At 73.2% G+C, this 26023-nt stretch carries 22 protein-coding genes and 5 tRNA genes; 15 read left to right on the top strand and 12 right to left on the bottom strand.

Translation table 11 applies throughout. The features are described from left to right. Positions 1-379 precede the first annotated feature (379 nt). Positions 380-1537 (bottom strand): Glu/Leu/Phe/Val dehydrogenase dimerization domain-containing protein, encoded by a 1158-nt coding sequence (locus ACIPLC_RS13420; protein WP_400473096.1) that lies wholly within the window; start codon positions 1535-1537, stop codon positions 380-382. 196 nt (positions 1538-1733) lie between these two features. On the opposite strand from ACIPLC_RS13420, the gene ACIPLC_RS13415 reads away from it, so the two are divergent. Further along, positions 1734-2630 carry a hypothetical protein gene (locus ACIPLC_RS13415; RefSeq protein WP_400473095.1) on the top strand — a complete coding sequence of 299 codons (897 nt, stop codon included), beginning with the start codon at positions 1734-1736 and terminating at the stop codon, positions 2628-2630. 486 nt (positions 2631-3116) lie between these two features. Next, positions 3117-3323, top strand: coding sequence for a developmental transcriptional regulator BldC (gene bldC / locus ACIPLC_RS13410; protein WP_014137253.1), 207 nt, complete (start codon positions 3117-3119; stop codon positions 3321-3323). A 347-nt stretch (positions 3324-3670) separates the two neighbouring features. Here bldC and ACIPLC_RS13405 read toward each other — a convergent pair. Continuing rightward, positions 3671-3744, bottom strand: a tRNA-Asp gene (locus ACIPLC_RS13405). Between the two features lie 116 nt (positions 3745-3860). Next, positions 3861-7847 (bottom strand): ATP-dependent RNA helicase HrpA, encoded by a 3987-nt coding sequence (hrpA, locus tag ACIPLC_RS13400; protein ID WP_400473094.1) that lies wholly within the window; start codon positions 7845-7847, stop codon positions 3861-3863. A gap of 230 nt (positions 7848-8077) precedes the next feature. Here hrpA and ACIPLC_RS13395 point away from each other — a divergent pair, with 230 nt between their 5' ends. Both ACIPLC_RS13395 and ACIPLC_RS13390 read left to right on the top strand, forming a co-directional pair. Further along, on the top strand, positions 8078-8608 hold the full coding sequence (locus tag ACIPLC_RS13395; RefSeq protein WP_400473093.1) for a SigE family RNA polymerase sigma factor: 531 nt from the start codon (positions 8078-8080) through the stop codon (positions 8606-8608). After that, positions 8605-9591, top strand: coding sequence for a hypothetical protein (locus ACIPLC_RS13390; protein WP_400473092.1), 987 nt, complete (start codon positions 8605-8607; stop codon positions 9589-9591). The genes ACIPLC_RS13395 and ACIPLC_RS13390 overlap by 4 nt, the downstream gene beginning before the upstream one ends. A 147-nt stretch (positions 9592-9738) precedes the next feature. On the opposite strand, the gene ACIPLC_RS13385 is transcribed toward ACIPLC_RS13390, so the two are convergent. Further along, positions 9739-10743: a LysR family transcriptional regulator gene (locus ACIPLC_RS13385; RefSeq protein ID WP_400473091.1), complete on the bottom strand. Its 1005-nt coding sequence runs from the start codon at positions 10741-10743 to the stop codon at positions 9739-9741. A 176-nt stretch (positions 10744-10919) separates the two neighbouring features. Between ACIPLC_RS13385 and ACIPLC_RS13380 the strand changes: the two genes are divergently transcribed. Then, positions 10920-11840: a zinc-binding dehydrogenase gene (locus ACIPLC_RS13380; RefSeq protein WP_400473090.1), complete on the top strand. Its 921-nt coding sequence runs from the start codon at positions 10920-10922 to the stop codon at positions 11838-11840. Between the two features lie 239 nt (positions 11841-12079). Here the strand turns inward: ACIPLC_RS13380 and ACIPLC_RS13375 are convergent. The 4 genes from ACIPLC_RS13375 to ACIPLC_RS13360 all read right to left on the bottom strand — a co-directional run bounded on the left by ACIPLC_RS13375 (position 12080) and on the right by ACIPLC_RS13360 (position 12839). Further along, positions 12080-12153, bottom strand: a tRNA-Phe gene (locus ACIPLC_RS13375). A 27-nt stretch (positions 12154-12180) separates the two neighbouring features. Then, positions 12181-12254: transfer RNA gene (locus ACIPLC_RS13370), tRNA-Asp, on the bottom strand. Between the two features lie 55 nt (positions 12255-12309). After that, positions 12310-12382: transfer RNA gene (locus ACIPLC_RS13365), tRNA-Glu, on the bottom strand. A 115-nt stretch (positions 12383-12497) separates the two neighbouring features. Further along, complete coding sequence (locus ACIPLC_RS13360) at positions 12498-12839, bottom strand: metallopeptidase family protein (RefSeq protein WP_400473220.1); 342 nt, start codon at positions 12837-12839, stop codon at positions 12498-12500. Between the two features lie 70 nt (positions 12840-12909). Here ACIPLC_RS13360 and crcB (ACIPLC_RS13355) point away from each other — a divergent pair, with 70 nt between their 5' ends. The 6 genes from crcB (ACIPLC_RS13355) (at position 12910) to ACIPLC_RS13330 (ending at position 18773) form a co-directional block, all read left to right on the top strand. Continuing rightward, on the top strand, positions 12910-13407 hold the full coding sequence (gene crcB, locus ACIPLC_RS13355; protein ID WP_400473089.1) for a fluoride efflux transporter CrcB: 498 nt from the start codon (positions 12910-12912) through the stop codon (positions 13405-13407). Further along, positions 13404-13754, top strand: a complete 351-nt coding sequence (locus ACIPLC_RS13350; RefSeq protein WP_400473088.1) for a DUF190 domain-containing protein — start codon at positions 13404-13406, stop codon at positions 13752-13754. Before crcB (ACIPLC_RS13355) ends, ACIPLC_RS13350 begins: the two co-directional genes overlap by 4 nt. Beyond that, positions 13751-14125: a fluoride efflux transporter CrcB gene (crcB, locus tag ACIPLC_RS13345; RefSeq protein WP_400473087.1), complete on the top strand. Its 375-nt coding sequence runs from the start codon at positions 13751-13753 to the stop codon at positions 14123-14125. Before ACIPLC_RS13350 ends, crcB (ACIPLC_RS13345) begins: the two co-directional genes overlap by 4 nt. A 291-nt stretch (positions 14126-14416) precedes the next feature. Continuing rightward, complete coding sequence (locus ACIPLC_RS13340) at positions 14417-15121, top strand: hypothetical protein (RefSeq protein WP_400473086.1); 705 nt, start codon at positions 14417-14419, stop codon at positions 15119-15121. Between the two features lie 196 nt (positions 15122-15317). After that, positions 15318-17687, top strand: a complete 2370-nt coding sequence (locus ACIPLC_RS13335) for a DEAD/DEAH box helicase (protein ID WP_400473085.1) — start codon at positions 15318-15320, stop codon at positions 17685-17687. 204 nt (positions 17688-17891) lie between these two features. Continuing rightward, entirely contained in the window at positions 17892-18773 is an 882-nt protein-coding gene (locus ACIPLC_RS13330) for a TIGR02452 family protein (RefSeq protein WP_400473084.1), read from the top strand. Positions 18774-18840: 67 nt separating this feature from the next. On the opposite strand, the gene ACIPLC_RS13325 is transcribed toward ACIPLC_RS13330, so the two are convergent. Beyond that, positions 18841-19176, bottom strand: coding sequence for a hypothetical protein (locus ACIPLC_RS13325; protein WP_400473083.1), 336 nt, complete (start codon positions 19174-19176; stop codon positions 18841-18843). A gap of 113 nt (positions 19177-19289) precedes the next feature. Here ACIPLC_RS13325 and ACIPLC_RS13320 point away from each other — a divergent pair, with 113 nt between their 5' ends. Continuing rightward, positions 19290-19814, top strand: coding sequence for an RICIN domain-containing protein (locus tag ACIPLC_RS13320; RefSeq protein ID WP_400473219.1), 525 nt, complete (start codon positions 19290-19292; stop codon positions 19812-19814). Positions 19815-19830: 16 nt separating this feature from the next. Here ACIPLC_RS13320 and ACIPLC_RS13315 read toward each other — a convergent pair whose 3' ends face one another. Continuing rightward, positions 19831-20526 (bottom strand): tyrosine-protein phosphatase, encoded by a 696-nt coding sequence (locus ACIPLC_RS13315; RefSeq protein ID WP_400473082.1) that lies wholly within the window; start codon positions 20524-20526, stop codon positions 19831-19833. A gap of 55 nt (positions 20527-20581) precedes the next feature. Beyond that, the gene (locus ACIPLC_RS13310; RefSeq protein WP_400473081.1) at positions 20582-21346 is read right to left on the bottom strand and encodes an SDR family oxidoreductase; all 765 of its coding nucleotides are present in this window, start codon (positions 21344-21346) and stop codon (positions 20582-20584) included. A 181-nt stretch (positions 21347-21527) separates the two neighbouring features. Here ACIPLC_RS13310 and ACIPLC_RS13305 point away from each other — a divergent pair, with 181 nt between their 5' ends. Both ACIPLC_RS13305 and ACIPLC_RS13300 read left to right on the top strand, forming a co-directional pair. Continuing rightward, complete coding sequence (locus tag ACIPLC_RS13305; protein ID WP_400473080.1) at positions 21528-22298, top strand: DNA polymerase beta superfamily protein; 771 nt, start codon at positions 21528-21530, stop codon at positions 22296-22298. 37 nt (positions 22299-22335) lie between these two features. Next, positions 22336-22408 (top strand) — tRNA-Lys (locus ACIPLC_RS13300). Positions 22409-22499: 91 nt separating this feature from the next. Here ACIPLC_RS13300 and ACIPLC_RS13295 read toward each other — a convergent pair. Continuing rightward, entirely contained in the window at positions 22500-23582 is a 1083-nt protein-coding gene (locus tag ACIPLC_RS13295; protein WP_400473079.1) for a fatty acid desaturase family protein, read from the bottom strand. Positions 23583-24048: 466 nt separating this feature from the next. Here ACIPLC_RS13295 and ACIPLC_RS13290 point away from each other — a divergent pair, with 466 nt between their 5' ends. Beyond that, positions 24049-25815 (top strand): LCP family protein, encoded by a 1767-nt coding sequence (locus ACIPLC_RS13290; RefSeq protein ID WP_400473078.1) that lies wholly within the window; start codon positions 24049-24051, stop codon positions 25813-25815. Positions 25816-26023 lie beyond the last annotated feature (208 nt).

Below are 26023 nucleotides of genomic sequence, written 5' to 3'. Positions count from 1 at the left end.
AGTCTGACACGTGTTCATGATCAGGACCGGCCTGCCCGAATGGGAGGACCGTCCCTTGGAGCATTAACGGTACCTGTTTCCGCCGCTGGACGGTACGTCGTCGGTGTGACGTGGCGCGCACCGACTGCACCCGAGACCAGGTCTTCCCAGGTCAGGGGAGGTTTTGCGGCGTTTTGCGCGCTGTCCGGAGGTGTCTGAGGTCCGTCGTTCCAGGACCGATTATCCCCCCAAGGGGGACCTCGGATCACCCGATCGGGCGCAGAAGTGAGAATCCGGTTCCACATCGTGATGCGCGGGGGACGGCTGGGTCCCTCCCGCCCGGGGGCGGGCCGGAGGGGAGCGGCCGCCCCCCGCGCATCCGGGGCCCGGGGGCGCCGGATCAGGCCCGGCGGGCGCCCGGCAGCAGGACCGCGCGCAGCGCGCTGATCTCGCGCATCCGCTTCTCGGCCAGGCGGTCGGCGGCGACCGCCGGCGGGACGCCGTCGGAGGCGGCCCGGGTGAAGATCTCCAGGGTGGTGTCGAAGATCCTGGTGGCCTTGTTCTTGGCCCGGTCGAAGTTGAAGCCCTCGATCTCGTCGGCGACCTGGATCACGCCGCCGGAGTTCACCAGGTAGTCCGGCGCGTAGAGGATGCCGCGGTCGGCGAGGTCCTTCTCGACGCCCGGGTGGGCCAGCTGGTTGTTGGCCGCGCCGCAGACGATCGCGGTGCCGGACTCGCCGAGCGCGGCCACCGTGTCGTCGGTCAGCGCGCCGCCCAGGGCGCAGGGGGCGTAGACGTCCAGCCGGGCCTGCAGCAGGGCGGCGGTGTCGGCGACGACCTCCACCTCCGGGTGGGCCGCGCGGACGCGGTTCACGGCGGTCTCGGAGACGTCGGTGATGACGACGGTGGCGCCGTCCGCGACGAGGTGGCCGACCAGGTAGTGGCCGACCTTGCCGACGCCCGCGACGCCGACCCGCTTGCCGCGCAGGGTCGGCTGGCCCCAGCGGGCCTGGGCGGTGGCGCGCATGCCCTGGAAGACGCCGAAGGCGGTCAGGATGGACGAGTCGCCGGCGCCGCCGTGCTCGGGCGAGCGGCCGGTCACGAACTGCGTCTCGCGCGCGATGACGTCCATGTCCTGCACGTAGGTGCCCACGTCGCAGGCGGTGATGTAGCGGCCGCGCAGGGACTCCACGAAGCGGCCGTAGGCGCGGAGCATCGCCTCGTTCTTGTCCTTGTTGGGGTCGCCGATGATGACGGCCTTGCCGCCGCCGAGGTCGAGCCCGGCCAGCGCGTTCTTGTAGGACATGCCGCGGGACAGGTTGAGCGCGTCCTCCAGGGCCGCCTCCTCGGAGGCGTACGGGAAGAAGCGGGTGCCGCCGAGGGCCGGGCCCAGCGCGGTGGAGTGGATGGCGATGATCGCCTTGAGCCCGGAGCTGCGGTCGTGGCAGAGGACGACCTGCTCGTGGCCGTCGCCGGGGGCGCCGTCCTGCTCGGTACGGAAGATCCTGCTGAGCACTCCGGGTGCGGGGTGCGTGGCGGATGTCTGTACGTCGGTCACTGTGGTGACTCCAGTATCGAAGGCCCGCCTGCTGTGGTGCGGGCGCCTAGGGCGAAGCGTAGTCGCGGGGGCGTCGCCGATCCGCCCTCTTGTCCGAGCTTGTACCGGCCGTCCGAGGAGTGAGACGGCGGGGGCGCGGTGCGGGCGCGAACGGTTCGGGAGCGCGCTCTCCCGGGGCCGGGCGGCGCGTGCGACCATGCAGGACGTGACCGTCGTACGCACCTCGGTACTGCCGCCCTACGCCGCCCACCTGCGGGTCTACGAGCCGCTGGCCGCCTACTCGGAGCCCGAGCGGGCACGCTGGCAGGGCTACGCGGCGGAGCACGGCCCGGACGCCGTCGAGGCGGCGCAGCCGGTGGCCGCGGCCGTCCTGGAGGAGCAGCGGGAGGCGCTGGCGGAGCTGGCCGCCCGGACGCCCCGGGCGCTGCCCGAGCGGGAGAGCGAGCGGGCCTACGTGCGGGTGGTGGACGGCGTGCTGTACGTCTGCCCGTGGGCGACCAGGCTGCGCAGCTGGCAGGCGCTGGAGGAGCTGCGGGCGGGCGCGCCGGTGGCGCTGCTGGACACCGCGGTGCCGCCGGCGGCCCGGGCGGCGGCCGAGGCGGACCGGGAGCGCTGGCGGGCCGGCCATCCGGACGCCAGGCCGTGGATCCTGACCAGCCGGTGGGAGGTGCCGGTGCGCTGGTTCCTGCCGTTCGGGGACGAGGACCGCTGCTTCGTGCCGGTGCCGGAGCGGGGCAAGCCGGGGCGGGCGGCGGCGCTGTTCTACCTGGTGCCGATGGCGCAGGCGCGCCGCCGGGTGGCGCGGGCCTTCCGGGTGCTGCGTGAAGAGGTGCCGGACGGGGAACTGGTTCGGGGGGCGGAGCGGATCGGGCGGTGGCTGGAGGAGTTCCACCCGCGTTCGCTGGTGGAGCTGGACTACGGGGGGCTGGTGCATCTGCTGGGGCCGGAGCGGCTGTTGGCGGACCGTTCGGCGGGGGAACTGGAGGAGGGGCTGCGCGCGCTGCGGGCGGGGGACACCGCGGAGGCGCTGCGCGCGTACGGGGAACTGACGGCGCGCTGGCGGAGGGTGCTGGCGCTGCGGTACGCGAACTGACGTCCGACCGCCCGTGTATGACTGGTAAGAGTCCTAGGGCCCGAGTCGCATGACCAAGGTCCTGGTTCGGGTCAATAGCTGTCGAACGTGACACTACTCACCGTTGACGCGAACTTACCCCTATGTGCAAAAATGGGACAACCAGCCCAACTTCACGTGAGCGTGCCCACTTTTGGGTGGTTCTGGAGTCGATGCGCGCTTTGCGGGGAAACGGATGGTCTGACCCCATCGTAACCGGGCGTCACGGCCGAGTGACTGCCCGTTATGGGGTGGTCCATCGCCATCCGTCGCTCTTGAACCCGTGAGGGGTCAATTTTGGCGGTTTGGTCGATAGGGCTGGACGGATGGTGTAGTTGTAGACACCAGGACAAGCCGTTCGTCCTATAACCGACTCGGCCCGTCTATGCCATTTCGGGCATCGCGGGCCAAGGTGCAGAATTTGAAGGATAGAACCGCCCTGGTTCGGTTCTCCCGAGGAGGCCGCTCATGACCGCTCGTACCCCTGATGCTGAGCCCCTGCTGACGCCGGCAGAGGTTGCCACCATGTTCCGCGTGGACCCGAAGACGGTCACTCGCTGGGCCAAGGCGGGCAAGCTGACGTCCATTCGCACGCTCGGCGGTCACCGCCGTTACCGCGAGGCGGAGGTGCGCGCTCTGCTGGCCGGGATTCCCGCTCAGCGCACTGAGGCCTGATAGGCCAAAGGCTCTTTAAAGGGGCCGCTTACCGGACTCCGCCGGGTCCGGTAAGCGGCCCCTTTGTCATGCCCGGGCACTCGCCCCCCAACGTACGGAATGTTGAACTCCGGATAACGATTTGATGCGCATGATGCGGGGGGGATTTACAGTGAATGGCTGTACAATTTTACATATTAAATTAGCGAGGCCCTGGTGAGGGTGGTGCAGGGGTGCTCTCAGGAAAAGATAAGTGACGACGGTCACACCGTCCGTCACTTGTGGTCCGGACCTGGTCCGGGGTAGAAGCCGGACGCTCAAAAGCGAGAGGCCCGGAACCTGACGGTTCCGGGCCTCTCGCACTGCGGCGATCCCGACGGGACTTGAACCCGCGACCTCCACCTTGACAGGGTGGCGAGCTAACCAACTGCTCCACGGGACCAGAGTTTTCTGATCTCGTTCACTCGCTTGCCGCGCTGCGAACAAGACAGATCGTAGCCCATGATGGGCCCCCAGGTCGAACTGGCACCTGAGGGCCCCTGAGAGAGGCCGCCCAGCTCAGAGCGTGGCCCTGGCCGCCTCCATCGCCTTCGTGATCCGCTTCTCCGACACCGGGCTCGGCGTGCCCAGCGACTGGGCGAAGAAACTGACCCGCAGCTCCTCGATCATCCAGCGGATCGCCCGCACCTCCGCGGACGGCTGCCGCCCGGCCGGCACCGCCGCCAGCAGCTCCCCGTACTCCCGCTGCACCTGCTGGACCTTCAGCAGCTGCTGGGCGTCCCGCTGCGGGTGGTTGGGCAGCGCCTCCAGCCGGCGGTCCACCGCCAGCAGGTAGCGCTTGAGGTCCGGCAGCCGCTGCCAGCCGGTGTCCGTGACGAAGCCCGGGTGCACCAGGGAGGCCAGGTGCAGCCGGACGTCGTTCACCGCGTTCAGCAGCACCGGGCTGCTCACCGTCTTCAGCCGGGTCGAGGCCTTGTGGAAGGCGATCAGCGCGGTGGCCGTCTTCAGCGTGGTGTCCGCGGACAGGTCGTACAGGTCCGTCCGCACCTTGTCGTGCAGCGTGCCGAAGGCCGCCTCGTCCCAGGCCGGTCCGCCGGCCAGGGTCATCAGCCGGTCCGTCGCACAGGCCACCACGTCCTCGAACAGGGCGTTCACCGAGCCGTGCGGGTTGTGCGAGAGCGCCAGCTTCGCCTGGTTGCCCAGCCGGCCCTGGATGGACTTGGCCGGGGAGGTGGTGGTCAGCATCAGCAGCCGGCGGGTGCCCTCCCACATCGACTGCGCCTGTGCCTGCGGGGTGTCGAACAGCTTCACGCCGACCGACTCCCCCTCGTCCACCAGGCCCGGGTAGGCGCGCAGCGAGTGGCCGCGCGAGCGCTGCTCGAAGGTGCGCTGGAGGACGGGCAGGCCGCCCGGCCAGGCGGTCAGCCCGCTCTGCTCGATGCCCTGGCCGGAGGCCGCCGAGGACAGCGTCTCCTTGAGCTTCGGCTTGAGCCGCAGCCGCAGCTCCTCCAGGTCCTTGGACTCGGCGAGCTTGCGGCGGCCGTCCACCACCCGGAAGGTCACCTTGAGGTGGTCCGGCACCCGCTCGTCGTCCCAGGCCTCCGGCGGCACGGTGACGGCCGTCAGGCGCTTGAGGACGCGCTCCAGGGACGGCAGCAGTGGTTCCTGGCGGTCCTTCACCTCGCGCAGCGCCGCCTTCGCGAAGTCCGGTGCCGGGACGAAGTTGCGCCGGATCGCCTTCGGCAGCGACTTGATGTACGCGGTGACCAGCTCCGCCCGCAGGCCCGGGATCTGCCAGTCGAAGCCCTCCGCGGTGACCTGGTTGAGCACCGGCAGCGGGATGTGGACGGTCACGCCGTCCGCGTCGCTGCCCGGCTCGAACTGGTAGGTCAGCTGGAAGCGCAGCTTGCCCTGCTGCCAGTGGTCCGGGTAGTCGGCCTCCGTGACGCCGCCCGCGGCGTCGTTGATCAGCATCGACTTCTCGAAGTTGAGCAGGTCCGGCTGCTCGTGCCGGGCCTTCTTCCACCAGGAGTCGAAGTGCCGGGTGGAGACCACGTCCTCCGGCAGCCGGGCGTCGTAGAACTCGAACAGGGTCTGGTCGTCGACCAGGATGTCCCGGCGCCGGGCCCGGTTCTCCAGCTCCTCGACCTCGCCGAGCAGCGTGCGGTTCTCGGCGAAGAACCGGTGGTGGGTCTCCCAGTCGCCCTCGACCAGCGCGTTGCGGATGAACAGCTCGCGGCACAGCTCCCGGTCGATCCGGCCGTAGTTGACCTTGCGCTGGGCGACGACCGGCATCCCGTAGAGCGTCACCCGCTCGTACGCCAGGACGGCGCCGGCCTTCTTCTCCCAGTGCGGCTCGCTGTACGTCCGCTTGATCAGGTGGCCGGCCAGCGGCTCCACCCACTCCGGCTCGATCTTGGCGTTGATCCGCGCCCACAGCCGGGACGTCTCCACCAGCTCGGCCGACATCACCCAGCGCGGCGGCTTCTTGAACAGGCCCGAGCCCGGGAACACCGCGAACCGGGCGCCGCGCGCGCCGCCGTACTCGCGCTTCTCCACGTCGAACAGACCGATGTGGGAGAGCAGGCCGGCCAGCAGCGACTGGTGGATCCGGTCGGCGTCCGGCTCGGCGTCCTCGTGCGGCTCCTCGATGGTGACGCCCAACTGCTTGGCGACCGTGCGCAGCTGGGTGTAGACGTCCTGCCACTCCCGTATCCGCAGGTAGTTGAGGAACTCCGCCTTGCACATCCGGCGGAAGGCCGAGGAGGACAGCTCGCGCTGCTGCTCCCGGACGTAGCGCCACATCGCCAGGTAGGAGAGGAAGTCGGAGGTCTCCGAGTTGAACCGGCGGTGCCGCTCGTCGGCGGCCTGGCGCTTCTCGGCGGGGCGCTCGCGCGGGTCCTGGATGGAGAGCGCGGCGGCGATCACCATCACGTCGCGCACGCAGCCGTTCTTGTCGGCCTCCAGCACCATCCGGGCCATCCGCGGGTCCACCGGGAGCTGGGCCAGCTGGCGGCCGAGCGCGGTGAGGCGCTTGCGCGGGTCCTTCTCGTCCGGGTCCAGCGCGCCCAGCTCGTGCAGCAGGTGCACGCCGTCCTTGATGTTGCGGGAGTCCGGCGGGTCCAGGAACGGGAAGGCGGCGATGTCGCCGAGGCCCGCCGCCGTCATCTGCAGGATCACCGAGGCCAGGTTGGTGCGCAGGATCTCGGCGTCGGTGAACTCGGGGCGGGAGAGGAAGTCCTCCTCCGAGTACAGCCGGATGCAGATGCCGTCGGAGGTGCGGCCGCAGCGGCCCTTGCGCTGGTTGGCGCTGGCCTGGCTGATCGCCTCGATCGGCAGCCGCTGCACCTTGGTGCGGTGGCTGTAGCGGGAGATCCGGGCGGTGCCCGGGTCGATCACGTACTTGATGCCGGGGACGGTGAGGCTGGTCTCGGCGACGTTGGTGGCGAGGACGATCCGGCGGCTGCCGGAGCGCTGGAACACCCGGTGCTGCTCGGCCGAGCTCAGCCGGGCGTACAGCGGCAGGACCTCGGTGGACTTGAGCTTCAGCTTGTCCAGGGCGTCGGCGGTGTCGCGGATCTCGCGCTCGCCGGAGAGGAAGACCAGGATGTCGCCCGGGCCCTCGGCCTGGAGTTCCTTGGCCGCGTCGCAGATCGCCTGGATCTGGTCCCGGTCGCGGTCGGCGTCCGTCGCGTCGTCGTCCTCGTCCAGGTCGTCGACGAGCGGGCGGTACCGGACCTCCACCGGGTAGGTGCGGCCGGAGACCTCGATGATCGGGGCGTCGTTGAAGTGCCGGGCGAAGCGCTCCGGGTCGATGGTCGCGGAGGTGATCACGACCTTGAGGTCCGGGCGGCGGGGGAGCAGCTGCTTGACGTAGCCGAGGATGAAGTCGATGTTGAGGCTGCGTTCGTGCGCCTCGTCGATGATCAGGGTGTCGTACTGGAGCAGTTCGCGGTCGGTCTGGATCTCCGCGAGCAGGATGCCGTCCGTCATCAGCTTGACCAGGGTGTCCTGGCCGACCTGGTCGGTGAACCGGACCTTCCAGCCGACCGCCTCGCCCAACGGGCTGCGCAGCTCCTCCGCGACCCGCTCGGCGACCGTACGGGCGGCGATCCGGCGCGGCTGGGTGTGGCCGACCAGACCGCGCACGCCGCGGCCCAGTTCCAGACAGATCTTCGGGATCTGGGTGGTCTTGCCGGAGCCGGTCTCACCCGCGACGATCACCACCTGGTGGTCCCGGATGGCAGCCAGGATCTCGTCCTTCTTCTGGCTGACCGGCAGCTCGGCGGGATAGGTGATCGGGGGGACGGCGCCGCGGCGCTGCTCGACCAGCAGCTCGGCGCGGTCGATGTCGGCGGCGATCTGGGCGGCGACCTTCTGCCGGGCCTCGGGCTTGCGGACCCGACGGGCGCCCTCCAGCCGGCGCCCGATCCGCACCTGGTCGCGCAGGGTCAGCTCGGGCAGGCGGGCGGCCAGCTCACCGATACCGGGACCCTCGGCGGGTGCGGGGGCGGACTGGACTACGGGAGAACTCACTGCGGGCATCCCTCTAGGTTCGCAAGGAGGCACGGTGACGCGCACCTCGGTTTTCGAGCCCCTCCAGTGTCACAGCCCCCGGCGGCCCAGCGCGAACGGCGGGTCCGGGCACGGTGGCACTGCGCGGGACGGCTTCGGCGGGGGTCGCTCCGGTGGGGGAGCTTCGGGCCGGGCGGCTGCGGGCGGGGCCAGGCAACGGTTCGGGGCGGTTTCGGGCTCTGGGGGTTGAGGGGGTGCTCATGGGAGCCCAGAAGACCGTGCGGGACGAGGAGTTCCGCGCGTTCACCGGCAGCGCGTGGACCCGGCTGCTCAGGACGGCGTACCTGCTCGCGGGGGACGGGCACACCGCCGAGGACCTGGTCCAGCAGGCCCTGGAGCGGGCGTACGTCGCCTGGGGCCGGGTCCGGGCGGCCGACGACCCGCACGCCTACGTCCGCCGGATCCTGGTCAACGAGCACGCCCGGCGGTTCCGTCGCAGAGCGGCCGAGGAACTGGTCACCGCCGTCCCCGACCGGGCCGCACCCGAGGGCCCCGACGGCTACGCGCGGCTGGACGAACGGGCGGCGCTGCTCACCGCCCTCGGCACGCTGCCGCCCCGGCAGCGGCAGGCCGTCGTGCTGCGGTACTGGGAGGACCTCACCGAGACCCAGACCGCCGCGGCGATGGGCTGCTCGGTCGGGACGGTGAAGAGCCAGGCGGCCAGGGGCCTGGCCAAGCTGCGGGAGGCCTCCTCACTCAACGGGCTGACGAGCATCGGAGGCGGAAGATGACCAACGAGGGCAACGAGGGCAACGAGGGCGGCGTGGGTGGCGAGGGTGGCGAGGACCTGGCCGGGGCGGGGTTCGGTGGCGGTGGCGAGGCTGCGGCTGCGGCTGCGGCGCGCGTCCTGAGCGAGCTGGCCGGAAGCGTCGAGATCGGGGTGGTCCCGTACGACCGGCTGGTCGCCGGGGGGCGGCGCCGGCTGCGGCGCCGTCGGCTGCTGACCAGCGGGGCGGTGGCGGTGCTGGTCGCGGCGGCCGTCGTCGGGGGAACGGCACTCGGCGGGCTCGGACGGGGGCCGGGCGACGCGGCGGACGCGGGGGCGGTGGTGGCGACCGCCCCGACCGCCACCGTGGCTGCGGGCGCCGGGGGCGCCGCCGCGCCGCCGACCGCCCCCGTACGGGATCCGTTCACCCCGGCCCGGGTCGTGGTCGGCCAGGGCACCGCGAACGGCCGGCAGTGGCAGGCGTGGGCCGCGTTCTGGCCGGCGGCCACCACCAAGGAGGACGCCCTCCGGCAGGCCCAGCTGATCTGGGCGGACCGGCACGCGGCCGGCCCGCAACTGCCGAGGACCACCCGGGCGGACATCGACCGCAGCTGGCGCCCCGACGTGGACCTGGTGAACCTCTACGCGACCGTGGACGGGCAGCGCCAGGTCGACGACTCGATGCACGACACCCCCGCTCCGGGGGCGCCGGACGGGGCGATCATCGACCGGGCCACCTCCGGAGGAGGGACGATGCTCGGGCTCAAGGGCGGGGAACTCGGCGCCTCACCGGTCGTGATCGCCGGCGTCCGGCCCCGGGTCGCGAAGGTCGTGGTCACCTGGGACACCGGCGGCGTCAGCGAGTCGGTGCCGGTCGCCCTCGGGGACTCCCCGACGCGCTGGTACGCGATCGCCAAGAAGCCGGGCGCCCAGGCCCGCACGTTCACGTACTACGCGGCGGACGGATCCGTGCTGGGCACCGACGCCAGCTGGTTCCGCTCCTACTGAACCCGGTCCACGGGTCCCCGGCCCTCCGCCGGATCGCCGGTGCCGTGCGCCGCAGCGGATGTGACGGCCCGTCGGCAGCCCGGGCGGCGGTGGCCGATGAGCCGCGTCGCGACGCCGGCCCGGCGGGCGGTGGCGTCGTGAGGCGGCTCACGGGCCGAGCGCGGCCTGGTCGGCGTCCGGCAGCCAGTCGCGGGCCGGGTCGTACTCCAGCCAGCGGCTGCGGCGGGCCTCCTCGGCGAACGCCCGCAGCAGCGGCTCCAGCCGGGGGTGGGGACCGTCCCCGCTCCCGGTGGCGGGCCAGCCGGCGGGCCCGTCCGCGCGCCAGACCAGGGACCAGGCGTAGAGCGGCGTCGGATCGGCCAGCGGCACCGTCCGCACCCCCGGGCGGCCCGGGCCGGAAGGGACCTCCGGCAGCGGGAGGTCGGCGGGCACGAGCGAGAAGCACGTCGGATCGGTGCGGACCCGCTCGACGAAGTGCTCCAGCCCCAGGTTTGTCGAACCGACCCGCTCGGTCACCCCGAACCGGTCCGCGAAGCGGGTCAGGAAGTCCAGCCGGTCCACCGCCGCGGGGAAGCGCAGCACACTGCCGCGCAGTTCCGCCGGGCTCAGCACGTCCCGGCCGGCCAGCGGATGGTCGGTGCTCAGCAGCGCGTCCACCGGCTCCAGCCGCACCAGCCGGTGCGTCAACCCGGCATCACCGCCGTCCGCCGGCGGATGCACCCGGCCGAACCCGGCATCCGACTCCCCCCGCAGCAGTGCCGCCGCGACCGACGGCAGATCCCGGCCCGGCACCGGCTCCACCTCCAGCCCCGGCACCCCGCCGACCGCCTGCGCGACCGTCCGCATCGGCGCGTACAGGTGCCCCCAGACGTCGACCCGCAGCGGCCGCCCGGCACCCCCCACCGCCGCCACCGCCAGCTCCCCCTGCTCCAGCACCCGCCGCGCCGGCCCCAGGAACCGCAGCCCCGCCCCGGCCAGCCCCACCCCCCGCGCGTCCCGCTCCAGCAACCGCACCCCGAGCACCCCCTCCAACCGGGCCACCCGCTTCGACAGCGCCTGCTGGCTGATCCCCAACCGCCCCGCCGCCCGGCCGAAGTGCAACTCCTCCGCGGCCACCACGAACGCCCGCACCTGCGCGAGATCAAGATCCATGGCCGCTCAGCCTAGTTGGGCCTCGTGGATCTTGCCGGGCCCCTCCGCCCGTCCTTCCACAACCACCGGTTGTCGCCGCCGCGCCACGGTTGTTGGACCGGGCTCGGGGCCGCGCGGTGAGGTGGGGGTGCGCCGGGGCCGGAGCGGCCGGGCGGCGTCGAAGGAGGCGAGCGGGGATGAAGGCGCTGGTGGGGACGGGGTTGGCGGACACGCCGGTCGGGTTCGCCGAGGTCGAGCAGCCGCGGCCGGGGCCGGGGGAGGCCCTGGTGAAGGTCGAGGCGTTCTCGGTGAACCGGGGCGAGACCTTCCAACTGGAGGCGCCCCGGCCCGGCTGGCGGCCGGGCAAGGACGTCGCCGGGCTGGTCGTCCAGGCCGCCGCCGACGGCTCGGGGCCGGCCGTCTGTCGGCGGGTGGTCGGCCACCCGCCGGCCGGGGGCTGGGCCGAGTACGTCGCCGTGCCCACCTCCTCGCTCGCCGAACTGCCCGACACCCTGGACGCCGTCCGCGCCGCCGCCCTCCCGCTCGCGGGCCTCACGGCGCTGCGCCTGCTCCGTACCGCGGGCGCGCTGGCCGGCCGCCGGGTGCTGCTGACCGGCGCCTCCGGCGGCGTCGGGCACTACGTCACCGAACTGGCCGCCGCCGCCGGCGCCGAGCTGACCGCCGTCACCGCCTCACCGGAACGCGGCCGCCGGCTCACCGAACTGGGCGCCGCCGAGGTGGTCCACGAGGTCGGCGCGGCGCGCGGCCCGTACGACCTGGTGCTGGAGTCCACCGGCGGCGCCGCCCTGCCGCTGGCACTCGCCCGGCTCGCCCGGCGCGGCACCCTGATCTGGTTCGGACAGGCCTCCCGGACGCCCGCCACCCTCGACTTCTTCGACTTCTTCGCCGGCCCCGAGTCCGCCACCCTGCGGCACTTCCACTACGCCGACTCCGACCTGCCGGACGGCGCCGACCTCGCCACCCTGGTGCGCCTGGCCGCGCAGGGCCGATTGACCCCGGAACTCGGCCGGGTCGCGCCCTGGAGCGAGACCGCCACCGTCCTCACCGACCTGCGCGAGCGCCGGATCCGCGGCAAGGCCGTGCTGACCGTCGCCTGACCGCGGTCCGGCTGGCTGCAGCCCGTCGCCTGACCGTCCCGAGACCCGCCGTCCGAAGAGGAGAAGGGAACCCGTGATGCCCGACACCCCCGACCTGAGCCTCCTCGACACCCCCGGTCTGAGCCTCCTCGACACCCCCGGTCTGCTGGCCGGCTTCGTCGAGGAGAACCGCCCGCGCGCCCACGGCCCCCGGAACGGCGGAAGCCCCGCAGCGAGATCGCTGCGGGGCTTCCGGTTTGTGGCCAGGGCCGGGGTCGAACCGGCGACCTTCCGCTTTTCAGGCGGACGCTCGTACCAACTGAGCTACCTGGCCGTACTACACCGTCTCTTGCGAGACGAGCGATCCCGACGGGACTTGAACCCGCGACCTCCACCTTGACAGGGTGGCGAGCTAACCAACTGCTCCACGGGACCTTGTAGTGGTTTCCCACTAAGGTCTTGCGGCACTGCTTTTTACTACGGTACTGCGTGCCCCCAACGGGATTCGAACCCGTGCTACCGCCTTGAAAGGGCGGCGTCCTGGGCCACTAGACGATGAGGGCTTGCGGCCTGTCCCGCTGTTTCCAGCGTTCGGGGACGTCGAGAAGCATATGGGATGTAGGGCGGATCGCCAAAACGGGTTTCGGCCGGGTGGGTGGAGGCCGCTCGGGGAGGGGGTCAGGACCAGCCGAGTTCGTCGAGTTCGTGGTCGTCGAAGCCGAAGTGGTGGGCGACCTCGTGGATGACCGTGGTGCGGACCTCGTCGACGACCTGGTCGTGGGTCTCGCAGTGCCGGAGGGTGGGGCCGAGGTAGATGATGATCCGGTCGGGCAGGACGCCCGCGTACCACTCGCCGCGTTCGGTGAGCGGGGTGCCCTCGTAGAGGCCGAGGAGTTCCGGGTCGGCGGGGTCGGGCTCGTCCTCGACGAAGACGGCGACGTTGTCCATCATGGCCGCGAGCTGCGGGGGAATCTGGTCGAGGGCGTCGCTGACCAGCGTCTCGAACTCTTCCCGGGTCATCTCCACCGGTTCATTGTCGGGTCTGGAGTGACGGTGTGCCAGGCAGCGGGAGCCGGTGTTTGATGGGGTTATGGCGACCTCGGACGGCACGGTGGACGGCCCGGCGCGGACCCGGCCGGTGGATGACGGTGCGGTCGCCCGGAGGCGGCCGCCGGTGTGGCGCGGGCAGGGGCCGGCCGTGGCGGTGATCGCGCTGGGCGGGGCGATCGGGGCGGTGGCGCGGTACGGCGCCGGGCTGGCCTGGGCGAACGGGCCGGCGGCGTTCCCGTGGACGACGCTGCTGATCAACGTGGTCGGGTGCACGGTGATCGGGGTGTTCCTGGTGGTGATCACCGAGGGGCGTCCGGCGCACCCGCTGCTGCGGCCGTTCTTCGGCACCGGGGTGCTGGGCGGCTTCACCACCTTCTCGACGTACGCGGTCGACGTCCGGCGGCTGGTGGAGGAGGGGCGGCTCGGGCTCGGGCTGGCGTACCTGGGGCTGACGCTGCTGGGCGCGCTCGGCGCGGTGTGGGTGGCGGCCGGGTTGACGCGCCGTTTGATCGCCCGTGCGGACGGGGGCGTGCGGTGAGCAGGTTGAGCGGGCCGGCGCTGCGGCTGACCGTGCTGGTGGGGGAGAACGACCGCTGGCACCACCGGCCGCTGTACAGCGAGATCGTGCACCGGGCGCGGGCGGCGGGGCTGGCCGGGGCGAGCGTGTTCCGGGGGATCGAGGGGTTCGGGGCGTCGTCGCTGGTGCACACGGCGCGGCTGCTGTCGCTGAGCGAGGACCTGCCGGTGGCGGTGGTGATCGTGGACGAGGAGGAGCGGGTGCGGGCGTTCCTGCCGCAGCTGGACGGGCTGGTGGCGGAGGGCCTGGTGCTGCTGGACCACTGCGAGGTGGTCAGGTACGTGGGGCGGGAAGGGGCTTCGGGGTGAACTGGCTGTTGGTGGTGGCGGGTGCGGTGGTCGGCGCGCCGCTGCGGTACCTGACCGACCGGGCGGTGCAGGCCCGGCACGACTCGGTGTTCCCGTGGGGGACGTTCGCGGTGAACGTGGTCGGCTGCCTGGTGCTCGGCCTGGTGACCGGGGCGGTGGCGGCGGGGGCCGCGTCCCCGCAGGTCCAGGTGCTGCTGGGGACGGGGCTGTGCGGGGCGCTGACCACGTACTCGACCTTCTCGTACGAGACGCTGCGGCTGGTCGAGACCGGGGCGGGGCGGTACGCGCTGGCGAACGTGGCGGGCAGTGTGGTGGCGGGGCTGGTCGCGGTGTACGCGGGGGCGGAGCTGGCCTCGGCGCTCTGGGGCTGAGCGGCGGCCGGTCGGCCGGCGCGGCGGGTTGCCGGGCTGCCGGTTCGGCGGGCGGGGCCGGTCTCCCCCGGGCGCTTCCTGGCGCGCTGCCCGTGTCCCGTCGGGGCGGGCGCGCGTTGGGCACCGAAAGCGGCCGCGCGGCAGTGGGCGGCCCGGGTGGGGCGGTGGAGAGGGAGCTCGGTGGCTTCGGTGCGGGCGGTTCGGGCGGTGATGCGTACGGCTTCGGTGCGTACGGCTTCGGTGCGCGCGGTTTCGGTGCGGGCGGCGGGACTTCGTGCGGAGGGGCGTCGCGTGGCGGGGCTTCCCGTGGTGCGGGCGGCGCGGTCGGAGCGGGCGCGGACGGCGGGACTGCGGGCGGCGGCGGTGCTCGCGGTGGCCGGGCTGGGGCTGACGGGGTGCATGTCGGTCGGTCCGGAGGCCGAGGTGAAGCACGGGGTGGCGCCGGTCGGGCAGGTCGGTCCGGCGGGCAAGCCGGGGGCGACGGGCGGGCCGTCGGCCTCACCGAGCGGCGGGCATCCGGGGGGTGCGTCCGGGCGCCCGGAGCGTCCGGGGGGCTTGCAGGGCGAGAACGCGCCGTCCGGGGCGACGGCCACGGCGGCGGGCGAGGCGGCATCCGGCGCGAACGGCGCGGCCGCCGGCGTGGTCCCGGTGCCGGGGGCGCCCGCCGCGGACGCCGCGCCGGGCGGCAGCGGCATGAACGGTTCGGCGGGCGGCGTGAACGCCAGCCCCGCGCCCCGGCCGGGCGGCGGTGCGGCGGCCGGTACGGGCGGTGCGGCGGGCGGCGGGGGCACCGGGGGCGCGGGCGGGGCCGGCGGCACCGGTGAGGGCCGCTCCGGCGGTGCGGCGGGCACGCCGTCGACCACGCCGAGCAGCCACCCGTCGACGTCCCCCGAGCCCGAGCACACCTCACCCGCCGCGACCGTCCCACCGACCACGGAGCCCTCGGCCGGCAACTCCGGTTCCTCGGCCCCGAGCCCGCATGCGGGTGGGCATTAGCGGGCTGGCCAGGGCATTTGCCTCTGATCCCGAGGTTCGTCTATGGTGGTAGATCGTTCGTTTGATCCATTTGACTGGCGCCCTACTTCCATCTGGCGCCCTTGGCGCGTTCCGGCGATCCGTGGCTGACCGCATAGAGGCGGTTGTGAAACAGAACCCCCGGACTTTGGCGCGTGCCACTTCCGGAAGGTTTTACATGTCTCTCGTTGACGACGCCCGCTTCGCCATGCCCGCGAGCGAGGCCGCCGCCGATGTCACCGACACCGCCGACACCCTCACCGAAGCCGTTGACGCCGTCGCGGCCGCCGACGCCGACGTCGACGTCGACGTCGAGCTGAACGCCGACGCCGTCGAGGCCGAGGAGGCCGTCGAGGCCGCCGAGCCCACCATCACCTTCGGCGACCTGGGCCTGCACGACGACGTCGTGCGCGCCCTCGCCAAGCGCGGTGTCACCACCCCGTTCCCGATCCAGGCCGCGACCATCCCGGACGCCCTGGCCGGCAAGGACGTGCTGGGCCGTGGCCGTACCGGCTCCGGCAAGACCCTCAGCTTCGGCCTGCCGCTGCTGACCCGCCTCGCCGACGGCGAGCGCACCAAGCCCAAGCACCCGCGCGGCCTGATCCTCGTCCCGACCCGCGAGCTGGCCATGCAGGTGGCCGACGCCCTGGAGCCGTTCGGCTCGGTGCTCGGGCTCAAGCTCAAGGTCGTCTGCGGCGGCACCTCGATGTCGAACCAGATCTACGCGCTGGAGCGCGGCGTCGACGTCCTGGTCGCCACCCCCGGCCGTCTGCGCGACCTGCTGAACCGCGGCAGCGCCAAGCTGGCCGACGTCCGGACCGTCGTGCTCGACGAGGCCGACCAGATGGCCGACATGGGCTTCCTGCCCGAGGTCACCGAGATCCTCGACCAGGTGCCGGCCGGTGGCCAGCGTCTGCTGTTCTCCGCCACCCTGGAGAACGAGATCGACACCCTGGTCAAGCGCTACCTGAAGAACCCGGTCACCCACGAGGTCGACCCGTCGGCCGGCGCGGTCACCACCATGACCCACCACATCCTCGTGGTGAAGCCCAAGGACAAGGCGCCGATCACCAACGCGATCGCCGCCCGCAAGGGCCGCACGATCATCTTCGTCCGCACCCAGATGGGCGCCGACCGCGTCGCCGAGCAGCTCATCGAGGCCGGCGTGAAGGCCGACGCGCTGCACGGCGGGATGACCCAGGGCGCCCGTACCCGCGTCCTCGGCGACTTCAAGGACGGCTACGTCAACGTCGTCGTCGCCACCGACGTCGCCGCCCGCGGCATCCACGTCGACGGCATCGACCTGGTCCTCAACGTGGACCCGGCCGGCGACCACAAGGACTACCTGCACCGCTCCGGCCGCACCGCCCGGGCCGGGCGCTCCGGCGCCGTCGTCACCCTGGTGCTGCCGCACCAGCGCCGCGGCGTCTTCCGCCTGATGGAGGACGCGGGCGTCGACGCCTCGCGCCACATCCTCGACCACGCCTTCGACGCCGAGGTCGCCAAGATCACCGGCGCCCGTTCGCTGATCGAGGTCCAGGCCGAGAGCGCGGCCGGCATCGCCGGTGCCGCCGAGCGCGAGCTCGCCGACATGACTCGCCAGCTGGAGCGCGCGCAGCGCCGCACCACCGAGCTGCGCGAGGAGGCCGACCGCCTGGCCGCGCGGGCCGCGCGCGAGCGGGCCGAGCTGGGCATCGAGGACGAGGCTCCGGCCGCCGAGGCGGGCGACGAGGCCGCTGCGGAGGCTCCGGCCACCGAGGCGACGGCTCCGGCCGCCGCGCCGCAGACCGAGGAGCGCGCGCCGTCGTACCGCGAGGCGCGCACCGAGCGTCCGGCCTTCGGCCGCGACCGTGACCGTGACCGTGACGACCGTGGCGCCCGTTCGGGCGGTGGCTTCAACCGTGACCGTGACGACCGTGGCGGCCGTTCCTTCGGTGACCGTGACGACCGCGGTGGCCGCTCGGGCGGTGGCTTCAACCGTGACCGCGATGACCGCGGTGGCCGTTCGGGCGGTGGCTTCAACCGTGACCGTGACGACCGTGGCGGCCGTTCCTTCGGTGACCGCGATGACCGTGGCGCCCGTTCGGGCGGTGGCTTCAACCGTGACCGTGACGACCGTGGCGGCCGTTCCTTCGGCGACCGTGACGACCGTGGCGCCCGTTCGGGCGGTGGCTTCAACCGTGACCGTGACGACCGTGGCGGCCGTTCCTTCGGTGACCGTCCGGCCCGCTCCGGTGGCTTCGACCGTTCGGGCGGTGGCTTCAACCGTGACCGCGACGACCGCGGTGGCCGTTCCTTCGGTGACCGTCCGGCCCGCCCCTTCGGCGACCGTCCGGCCTTCGGCCGGGACCGTGACGAGCGCGGCGGCAGCAACAACCGTCCGTTCGCGCGTCGTGACGACCACCGCTCCGGCGGCCGTCCGCAGGCCTCCGGCGGCGGCTTCAACCGTGACGACCGTGGCGCCCGTTCGGGCGGTGGCTTCAACCGTGACCGTGACGACCGTGGCGGCTTCAACCGCGACGACCGCAAGCCGCGCTGGAAGAACTGACGCCGTACGGCCGGTGGTTGACCACCGGTAGCTGAACACCTGAACACACACGACGGGCCCGCTCCATGCACTGGAGCGGGCCCGTCGCGTTCCCCCGATACCCCCGGGTACCTCCCCCGGTACCCCTCGTGCCCCCGAGGTGTTGTTCTGCGACTGAGAATAACCTGTGGCGCGGCCCGGCGGAAGTCCCGTAGCGTCCCGGACATGAGCAGCAGACTGCATGACGTGGCGCGGGTGAACGAGGAGATCGCCGAGCGGGGGAGCTACCGGGCGGCCGACGGCGAACTCGTCGAGGTGGGGGAGCGGTTGGCGGCCGCCAGGACCGGCACGGTGTCGTACGCGCCGCCCGCGCTGGACGCACTGCTGCGGGGCGGGGGCCCGGGGCCCGGGCCGGGCGGGTCCGGTGGGCCCCCCGGGGCGGTGGAGGTGACGGCCGAGGGGAGCATCGAGGCCGCCCGGCGCCTGGTCGAGGGCGGGGCGGGCCCGGTCGGGGTGCTCAACTTCGCCTCCGCGCGCAACCCCGGCGGCGGCTACCTGCGCGGCGCCCGCGCCCAGGAGGAGGACCTGTGCCGCAGCGCGCTGCTCTACACCTGCCTGCTGGAGGCGCCGGACTACTACGAGGCGCACCGGGCCTCCACCGACCTCCGGTACAGCCACCGGGTGATCGTCTCGCCCGACGTGCCGGTGATCCGCGGCCGGGGCGGCGACCTGCTGGCGCGGCCGTACCCGGTCACCTTCCTGACCTCGCCCGCCCCCAACGCCGGCCAGCTGGAACGGCGTTCGGCCGACGTGGACGTCCGGGGCGTGCTCGCCGAGCGGGCCGTCCGGGTGCTCGCGGCGGCGGCCCGGCACGAGGTCCGCACGCTGGTGCTCGGGGCCTGGGGCTGCGGGGTGTTCCGCAACGACCCGGCCCAGGTCGCCGAGGCCTTCGAGGGCGCGCTGGCCCGGTACGGGGCGGCCTTCGAACGGGTGGTGTTCGCGGTCTGGGACCGCTCACCGGTCTCGGCGAACCGGGCCGCGTTCGAGACGCGGTTCGGCGCGGCGGTGCGGTCCGGCGGGGCCCAGTCCGGAGGGGCGGCGCGCTGAGGCCGCTGCGGTGAGCGCCGCGCCGAGACCGGTGAGCGGGCCGGCGTACGGCTTGCGCCGGGTGCTGCTACCGCTTGCGGGCGGCCAGTGCCGTCGCGGCCGTCGAGGCCGCCGCGACCACCCCGGTGACGGCGAAGACCGACGGCCAGGCGCCGATCTTCTTCGCCAGCGGATGCGAGCCGCCGAACGCCGCCACGTACAGGCCGGTCAGCGCGGCCGCGGTGGCCGCGCCCGCGCTGCGGTGCCACTGCGCGGCCGCCCCGGCACCGGCCACCGCCAGCACCGCGCCGCCCAGTTCGCGCCGGCCGCTCCAGCGGGCGACGCCGTAACCGCCCACCAGACCGCTCGCCGCGGTCAGCGCGGCGGGCGCGGCGGCCGAGAGCACGTTGGGGACCTTCGCCATCGTCGACTCCACTCGTAGAGGTTGTCTCGACTTCCTGTTCCGGCTTCCGACCATAGCCCGCCCGCCCCGCGCGCCGGTCCGGGCCTCCGGCCTCCAGCAGGCCGCCGTCCTCCCTGCCGTCCTCCCCGCCGTCCGCTTCGCCGTCCTCGGCTCCGAGGCCTGTCAGCCCCCGGTGGCAGACTGCGAGCGTGACTGACACCGCGATCACCGACGGCCGCTACCGGATCCGCAACGTCGACAGCGGCCTGCTGCTCGAAGTCGCCGACGGCAGCCGGCGCAGCGGCGCCCGCGTCCGCCAGGGCGCGGACGACGGTTCCGACGCCCAGCTCTGGCAGCTCACCGCCGTCCACCCGGGCGGCGCCCTCTGCCACCTGGAGAACGCCGCCAGCGGCAAGCGCCTCGACGTCACCGGGGCCTCCACCGACGACGGCGTCCCCATCCAGCAGTGGTCCGCCAACGCCTTCGGCGCCCAGGAGTGGCTCCTCGAAGCCCACGTGGACGCCCCCGGCACCTACACCATCACCAGCTTCATCAGCGGCAAGCCCCTCACCGCCGCCGCACCCCCCGACCCCACCGTCCACCAGTGGGAGGACACCGACTCGCCCGCCCAGTGGTGGCGCTTCGAACGCCAGGAGTAGGCGCGCCCCGGGCCGGTCAGACCGACAGGTTGGCGCGCAGGGCGGTCAGCTCCTCCTCGGTGACGCCGTGGGCCTGGAGGTAGGCGGGGACGGAGGAGTGCCGGGTGCGGATCCAGCCGAGGGCGGAGGCGAGGAGTTCGGCGGTGACGGGGCGGGAGACGCGCTCGGTGCCGGTCTCGTCGACGTAGGGGGTGGGGCCCCGGTCGAGGCCGAGGCCGACGTTGGAGAGCAGGAAGTCGGCGGTGACGTCGGCGTCCGAGGCGCCGAGCAGGGACTGCAGGACGGCGATGGTCAGGCCGGTGCGGTCCTTGCCGACGGCGCAGTGCACGAGGGCGGGCAGTGCCCCGGGCTCGGCGAGGCGGCGGACGACGGCGGCGAGGGACGGGCCTGCGGTCCGGGCCATGAAGGGGTAGAGCGCCGCCTGGTCCTCGGGCCAGGGCTGGTCGACGTCCTCGCGGTTGGCGGGCAGGGTCGGCAGGTTGAGGGCCTCGTGGTCGAGGCCGTGCCGCAGGTCGGGCCAGACCTCCAGCTCGAACGGGCTGCGCAGGTCGAGGACGGTGCGCAGGCCGAGGGCCTTGAGGCGCTGGGCGCCCTCCTCGGTGAGGGTGTGGAAGGAGCCGGAGCGGTAGAGCACGCCCCGCCGCAGGGCGCCGATCCCGCCCGCGTCACGGAAGTTGCGCACACCGGGGATGTCGATGAAGGCATCGGTCATGGCCCCACGGTACGGGCGCGGGGCGGGCCGGCGGAAGGAAACCGGAGGGAACCTTTCAACGCCCGCCGGAGACGTCCAGGAACGCGTTGGTGGTGTACGAGGCGGCGGGGGAGAGCAGGAAGAGGATCGCCTCGGCGACCTCCTCCGTCCGTCCGCCGCGCCGCATCGGCAGCCCGGGGGCGACCCGGTCGACCCGGCCCGGCTCGCCGCCGAGGGCGTGGATGTCGGTGTGGATCAGGCCGGGACGGACGGCGTTGACCCGGATCCCCTCGGCGGCGACCTCCAGGGCGAGGCCGCGGGTCATCGAGTCGACGGCGCCCTTGGCGGCCGCGTAGTCGACGTACTCGTTGGGCGAGCCGATCCGCGAGGCGGCCGAGGAGACGTTGACGATGGCGCCGCCGCGGCCGCCGTGCCGGGTGGACATCCGGCGGACGGCCTGGGCCGCGCACAGGAACGGGCCGGTGATGTTGGCGGCCCAGATCCGGTTCAGCCGGTCCTCGTCGATGTCCTCCAGCCGGCACTGCTTCTCCAGCGTGCCGGCGTTGTTCACCAGGCCGGTGAGCAGCCCGAGTTCGGCGTCCACGGTGGTGAACAGCCGCTCCACCTCGGCGGTGCGGGTGACATCGGCCCGGACGGCGAGCGCGGTGCCGCCCTCGGCCCGGATGGCGTCCACCACGGCGGTGGCCGAGGCCTCGTCCGTACGGTAGTTGACGCAGACGCGGTGGCCGCGCCGGGCGGCCAGCAGCGCGGTGGCGGCGCCGATGCCGCGGCCGGCGCCGGTGACGATCAGGACGTCGTCGTCGGAGGTGGTGGTCGACATGGCCGGTACGCTACCCGGCGGCCCGGCCGGGGAGGGGCCCGGGGCGGAAATCGTTCGCGCGGCGCGGCCCGGACCGGCGAGGATGCGGTACCGCCCACCGCCCACCGCCCACCGCCACCGTCATCACCAGCGGTACCGCCGCCACCGCGCTGCCGGCCGCCCGGTCGAGAGGAGACCGACGATGTCCGACCCATCCGCGGCCCCCGCCGCCCCCGCCCCCGCCCCCGGGGCCGTCCTGCTCGCCGGCGTGGTCGGCTCCACCGCGTACGGCTTCGCCCACGCCGGCTCCGACGTCGACCGGCTCGGCCTGTTCGCCGCCCCCACCGAGGAGTTGCACGGCCTGCACCGCCCGGCCGAGTCGCACGTCACCACCGGGCCCGACGTCACCCTGCACGAGGCCGCCAAGTGGTGCCGCCTGGCGCTGTCCTGCAACCCGACCGCCTCTGAACTCGTCTGGCTGCCGGACGACCTGTACGAGATCCGCACCCCGCTCGGTGCCGAACTGGTCGAGATCCGCTCGAGCTTCCTCAGCGAATCGGCCGTCCGGAAGGCCTATCTCGGTTACGCGGAGCAGCAGTTCCGCAAACTGCTGACCCGCGACACCACCGACCAGGCCACCCGCCGCCGGGCCGCCAAGCACGCCCGGCACCTGGTCCGGCTGGTCGCGCAGGCCGTCCGCCTGCACGAGACCGGCCACAACCCGGTCCGCCTCGCCGACCCCGAACACGTCCGCGACCTCGGCGAACGCATCGCCGACCGCCCCGCCGTGGCCGAATCCCTGCTCGCCGACGCCGCCGACCGCCTCGCCCGCCCCGGTGTCCTCCCCGCCGCCCCCGACCCGCGCCCCGCCGAATCCTGGCTCCGCCGCGTCCGCGCCGCCCACTACGCTCCGCCCTCCACCCCCGGCGCGCCCGCGCAATCCACTGGCGGAGCCCTGGGCCCCACCGGGTAGGATCACGGTGGCCCTCCCCAACCGGGACCAGGGCCGCGGGCCACTAGCTCAATTGGCAGAGCTGCGGACTTTTAATCCGTAGGTTCAGGGTTCGAGCCCCTGGTGGCCCACGTGGAGAGGTGGCTCTCCCGGTGAACGTACTGCGGCACCCCGGCTGATCGAGTAGCCGGGGTGCCGCTGTGTTGTGGGCTGTGGGCGGGGTCAGGCCGGGGTGCGCAGGGGTGCGCCGGTCTGGTGGAGGTGGGCGAGGATCTCGCGGTAGGAGCGGAAGAGGCCGGTCTCGTAGTAGGGGATCTCCTTCTCGGCGCAGAAGGTGCGGGTGAGGACGGCGGCGCGGCGCAGGGCCGGGGTGGGCATGCTGGGGAAGAGGTGGTGCTCGACCTGGTAGTTGAGGCCGCCCATCAGGGCGTCGATGAAGTAACCGCCGCGGACGTTGCGGGAGGTGAGGACCTGGCGGCGGAGGAAGTCGAGCCGCATGCCGGGCGTCACCATCAGCATGCCCTTGTGGTTGGGGGCGAAGACGCAGCCCAGGTAGACGCCGAGCAGGGCCTGGTGGACGGCGAGGAAGGCGAAGGCCTTGCCGACCGGGAGGGCGGCGAAGACCAGCCCGAGGTAGGCGGCGAAGTGGGCGACCAGCAGGAAGCCCTCCAGGTAGGGGCGCTTCATGATCGGGCTGCGCAGCGCGCGGAAGCTGTTGAAGCTGAGGTTGAGGCCTTCGAGCAGGAGCAGCGGGAAGAAGAGGAACGCCTGGCGGCGGCCGATGAAGCGGGCGATTCCGCTGGCCCTCCTGGCCTGGTCCTGGGACCAGACGACGAGGTCGGGGGAGACGTCCGGGTCCCGCTCCTCGTGGTTGGGGTTGGCGTGGTGGCGGGTGTGCTTGTTCATCCACCAGCCGTAGCTCATGCCCATCAGGAGGTTGGCGACGATGCGGCCGCCGAGCTCGCCGGCGCGGCGCCCGGTGAAGACCTGACGGTGCGCCAGGTCATGTGCCATTAATCCGAGTTGGGCGAAGACGATGGACATGGCGGCGGCCAGCCCGAGTTGGAGCCAGGTGTCGCCGAGGGCGAACATGGCCCACCAGCCGCCGAGGAACGCGGCGAGGACGAGGCCCGCGCGGACGGTGTAGTAGACCGGGCGCCGGTCGAGCAGGCCCTCGGCGGTGATCCGGCGGCTCAGTTGGGCGAAGTCGCTGCCGCCGGTTCCGGGCTGGGCGGTGTCGGGTGGTCCGGCGGGCGGCTGCGGCCGGGTTTTCGCGGTCGGCGTCCCCGCGGTGTCGGTGGTCATGGTGCTGAGTCTGGTCTAGCGAACGGGCCTTGAGAAACGGGGGCATCCCCCTGGGGCGGGGTGAGGAAAACCCCCGGACCGTCCCGGGTGGTGGCCGACGTGCGGCGCGTGGTGCCGGATGGTGCCGGAGGGGCGGGGTGAGGTGGCGTAGGTCACGTCGGAATCGGCTGGTTTCGGGCGTTCTGTGGCGGGCTTGCGCCGTGGCGGCCGGGGTTGGCGGTGTACCGGAGGTCGGTGATCACGTCGGGTCTAAATATGATCGGAAGCCACGTTCGTCGGTTTGTACCGATGTTCGTATGTGCAACCCGGGAGCGGTCCCGACCGTCTCCCCTGTGTGCGGTGCGCCAGATCGTCCGGGGCGTCGCTTCCGTCGGTGAAAGGTACGCGCATGTCAGGTCAGTGGGGCGAGGGCCCGGCTCGGGGGGAGAACGCACCCGGCGCGCTCACGACGGGGAGCGATGGGTCCGTGCCGCCGCCGCGTACCGGGGGCCGGGCGGAGGCCCGGCGTGCCGCCCAGGGCAAGGGCGGCGGCCGCGCTGGCAAGGACGGCGGCAAGGACGCGGGCAGGGACGGCGGCAAGGACGCGGGCAGGGACGGCGGCAGGGGTTCGGGCAGGGACGGCGGCAAGCCGGAGGCGGCGGGCGGCGGTGGCCGGGCGGCGGCGCGCAACAGCCGCAAGCCCAAGAAGAACGTCAAGAAGATCGTCGCCTGGTCGGCGGCCGGCGTGCTGGTGCTGATCGCGGGCGCCGGCGGGGCGATCTACTTCAAGCTGAACGCCAACATCAAGTCCTTCGACGGCGACGCGATAGCCACCGACCGCCCGCCGGAGGCGCAGGCCGACGCCGACGGCAACAAGCCGGTCAACGTGCTGCTGATCGGTTCGGACAGCCGCGGCGGCAACAACTCGGACCTCGGCGGCGGCAGCGCGGACGGCGGCGCCCGCTCGGACACCACGATCCTGCTGCACGTCTACGCCGACCACAAGCACGCCGTGGGGATCTCGATCCCGCGCAATGCGAAGGTCCCGATCCCGCCCTGCAAGCTGCCCAACGGCAAGTGGACCAAGGGGTCGTCCAGCGACCTGTTCAACGCGGCCTTCTCGGTCGGCAGCAGCGACGGCGGCAACCCGGCCTGCGCCCAGAACACGGTGGAGAAGCTCACCGGGATCCGGGTCGACCACACCATCGTGGTCGACTTCAACGGCTTCTCCGCGATGACCAAGGCCGTGAACGGCGTCGACATCTGCCTGCCGAAGGCCATCTACGAGGGCGACGTCAACCCCAACCTGCACAGGAAGGGCGACCTTGTCCTGCCGCAGGGCAAGCAGACCGTGCAGGGCCAGCAGGCGCTGGACTACGTGCGCCTGCGGCACGGCATCGGCGACGGCTCCGACATCGGCCGGATGAAGCGCCAGCAGGCCTTCCTCAGCTCGCTCGCGAGCAAGGTCAAGAAGGACGGGCTGAGCCCCACCAACCTGCTGCCGCTGGCCGACGCCGCGACCAAGTCGCTGGTGGTCGACCCGGGGCTGGCCTCCGCGGACAAGCTGCTCTCCTTCGGGCTGTCGCTCAAGAACATCGACATGCACGACCTCAAGTTCGTGACGGCGCCCTGGCGCTACCGCACCCAGGACAAGGACCTCGACCTGGTCCAGCCGGACGCCAACAAGCTCTGGGAGACCCTCAAGGCCGACCAGACCATCGACGGGCAGAACGCCACCGGCCAGCAGCCGGACGCCGCCGACCCGAGCGCACCGGCAGCGTCGCAGTCGGCCGCACCCAGTACGCCCGCCGTGCCGGCCGCGGACGCCGGCAACGCGTCGATCAAGGTGGCGGTCTACAACGGGACGACCGACAACGGCCTGGCCGGCAAGGCGACCGCGCAGCTGAAGGCCGCGAAGTTCGCCGCCACCACGGCGGGCCAGGCGGCGAGCACCAGGTACAAGACCACCATGGTCGAGTACGGCTCCGGGCAGAAGGCGAACGCCGAGAAGGTCGCCGCGCTGTTCCCGGGCGCCAGCGTCGAGGCCGGCAACTCGGCGGGCGTGACCCTGATCGTCGGCAAGGACTTCTCCGCGGCCAACGGCGGCGGGGCTACCGGCGGGGCCAGCGGCGCGGCCGCCAGCGGCACGGGCACCCCGGCGCCCCCGGCGCCGCTGCCCACCACCGTCACCAACGAAGCCCGCTCGGCGGACGACGACATCTGCGCGAACACCTCCTACGGCAGCGGCGGCTGACCGCACCCGAGCCGTGGGGGCGACCCCCGGGCCGGCGCCGTCCAGGGCGCGCGGGCCCGGGGGTCGTGCCATGGTGGCCGGAGAAACCGGGGAGGGGCCCGACCCAGGGGCCCCGGGCACGGGGGACCTGGCACACCGGACCTGGCACACCGGAGCGGGCACACCGGAGCGGCCCACGGGACCCCGGCCCACCCGGACGAGGGGGGAC

The organism is Kitasatospora sp. NPDC086801 (genome assembly GCF_044745805.1).
In the GTDB taxonomy this organism is placed as follows: domain Bacteria; phylum Actinomycetota; class Actinomycetes; order Streptomycetales; family Streptomycetaceae; genus Kitasatospora.
The sequence above is the reverse complement of the archived record's forward strand: the minus strand, read 5'-3'. Positions and strand labels throughout refer to the sequence as shown.

Coding starts and splice junctions, on each gene's coding strand:
- ACIPLC_RS13295 (WP_400473079.1), bottom strand. CDS start 23,582: ATGACCACCGACACCGCGGGGACGCCGACCGCGAAAACCCGGCCGCAG.
- ACIPLC_RS13380 (WP_400473090.1), top strand. CDS start 10,920: ATGAAGGCGCTGGTGGGGACGGGGTTGGCGGACACGCCGGTCGGGTTC.
- ACIPLC_RS13335 (WP_400473085.1), top strand. CDS start 15,318: ATGTCTCTCGTTGACGACGCCCGCTTCGCCATGCCCGCGAGCGAGGCC.
- ACIPLC_RS13305 (WP_400473080.1), top strand. CDS start 21,528: ATGTCCGACCCATCCGCGGCCCCCGCCGCCCCCGCCCCCGCCCCCGGG.
- ACIPLC_RS13310 (WP_400473081.1), bottom strand. CDS start 21,346: ATGTCGACCACCACCTCCGACGACGACGTCCTGATCGTCACCGGCGCC.
- ACIPLC_RS13415 (WP_400473095.1), top strand. CDS start 1,734: ATGCAGGACGTGACCGTCGTACGCACCTCGGTACTGCCGCCCTACGCC.
- ACIPLC_RS13395 (WP_400473093.1), top strand. CDS start 8,078: ATGGGAGCCCAGAAGACCGTGCGGGACGAGGAGTTCCGCGCGTTCACC.
- ACIPLC_RS13325 (WP_400473083.1), bottom strand. CDS start 19,176: ATGGCGAAGGTCCCCAACGTGCTCTCGGCCGCCGCGCCCGCCGCGCTG.
- ACIPLC_RS13330 (WP_400473084.1), top strand. CDS start 17,892: ATGAGCAGCAGACTGCATGACGTGGCGCGGGTGAACGAGGAGATCGCC.
- ACIPLC_RS13360 (WP_400473220.1), bottom strand. CDS start 12,839: ATGACCCGGGAAGAGTTCGAGACGCTGGTCAGCGACGCCCTCGACCAG.
- crcB (WP_400473089.1), top strand. CDS start 12,910: ATGGCGACCTCGGACGGCACGGTGGACGGCCCGGCGCGGACCCGGCCG.
- ACIPLC_RS13385 (WP_400473091.1), bottom strand. CDS start 10,743: ATGGATCTTGATCTCGCGCAGGTGCGGGCGTTCGTGGTGGCCGCGGAG.
- ACIPLC_RS13315 (WP_400473082.1), bottom strand. CDS start 20,526: ATGACCGATGCCTTCATCGACATCCCCGGTGTGCGCAACTTCCGTGAC.
- ACIPLC_RS13390 (WP_400473092.1), top strand. CDS start 8,605: ATGACCAACGAGGGCAACGAGGGCAACGAGGGCGGCGTGGGTGGCGAG.
- bldC (WP_014137253.1), top strand. CDS start 3,117: ATGACCGCTCGTACCCCTGATGCTGAGCCCCTGCTGACGCCGGCAGAG.
- hrpA (WP_400473094.1), bottom strand. CDS start 7,847: ATGCCCGCAGTGAGTTCTCCCGTAGTCCAGTCCGCCCCCGCACCCGCC.